The sequence below is a fragment of the Citrobacter sp. Cpo037 genome, from assembly GCF_030332945.1.
GTDB classification, from domain to species: Bacteria; Pseudomonadota; Gammaproteobacteria; order Enterobacterales; family Enterobacteriaceae; genus Citrobacter; species Citrobacter portucalensis.
Map to the genome: position 1 here is coordinate 1 of NZ_JAOWGW010000078.1, position 1,267 is coordinate 1,267.

A 1,267-nucleotide genomic window follows, 5' to 3' on the forward strand; every position below is an offset into this window, starting at 1 on the left:
ATAGGCTGATTCGATGTGTTTGCGGGAAAAAAATCGGCCCAGATCCGCGAAATTTTAATCAGCGAGTCAGCTTGGGAAGACATGACCTGCTTATTCGCACCTTCCCTAACTGTATCAGAATAATTATAAGGAATGACAGGGCTGAAAATTTAACTGTAGCTGAGTCTGTTCTTATTTTTATTCTACACTCAGGAAATTCCTTTAGGTAAAATAAGTAAACAAGAGTTGAAATTAGAATCTCTGTAATGAACACAATGAAAAATGCAATATCCAGTCCAACATAACGCAGTGTAAAGGTTGGCGATAATGTTACAATAGTTGATATAATAACCACTGCAAGAAAAATAATAGCGCTGTATTTACTATATCTAAACTGGCTCGAACGTTCATCCATTACAAAACATCACTTTATGAAGGTTATTATTTTTGCTAAAACTATATCTGTAAATTTAGCAGTGGAAAACAAGGTGATCAATGTAATTACTATTTTTGAAAATTCCTCAGGCAACGAAAACCATGACAAATCAATAATGGAGGAACCACTTAATAGCGCAAAACCCAGTAATAAACTTAATATAAAAGACAATAATTTAATAAACACTGCAGTATCCTCCGTTGATACTTACTTATCGACTACAGGTACCACCGACGTTACTTCCTGAACAATTACTGGAACCAGCTCTGTTTCCGCCTCCGTTACCATTTCCTCCACCGGAGAGACACTGGCCGATAACTGCCCCACCAATAGTTCCTCTGGTCATTCCTACAGGACCACCTTTAATGGCACCACCAACCATTCCACTAAAGACAGCATTAGCACATTTAACTGTGCTCGGGTCACTGTAAATGTGTGTCGGTGCATTTCGTCACAGTGAGTTACGGGCTCCGGTGTTACGACTACGACTTCCGCCTCCTTCATAATTACTGTTTGCGTTGCCACCACTGACTAATGCAATTTCATCAAAACTCAATTCTCTGATATTTGACATAAAAATCCCTCTTATAAATTTTAACATAAAGTGCTGTTTCACTATTACATGACCAAAATGTATGCACAAAGTGAATTTATGTAAATAAATGTAAATTTATTATCATGTGTTATTGAATGGAACTTGCAGGTAATGACTCCAACTTATTGATAGTGTTTTATGTTCAGATAATGCCCGATGACTTTGTCATGCAGCTCCTCCGCGCAGACGATGACGTCACTGCCCGGCTGTATGCGCGAGGTTACCGACTGCGGCCTGAGTTTTTTAAATGGCGGAAA

Annotated in this window: 1 pseudogene; it reads right to left on the reverse strand. The window is 38.6% G+C overall.

The annotated features are described in order from the left end of the window. Window positions 1–1,186 precede the first annotated feature (1,186 nt). Window positions 1,187–1,267 (reverse strand): annotated as a pseudogene (locus tag OGX94_RS25030) (IS1 family transposase); the annotation flags it as partial.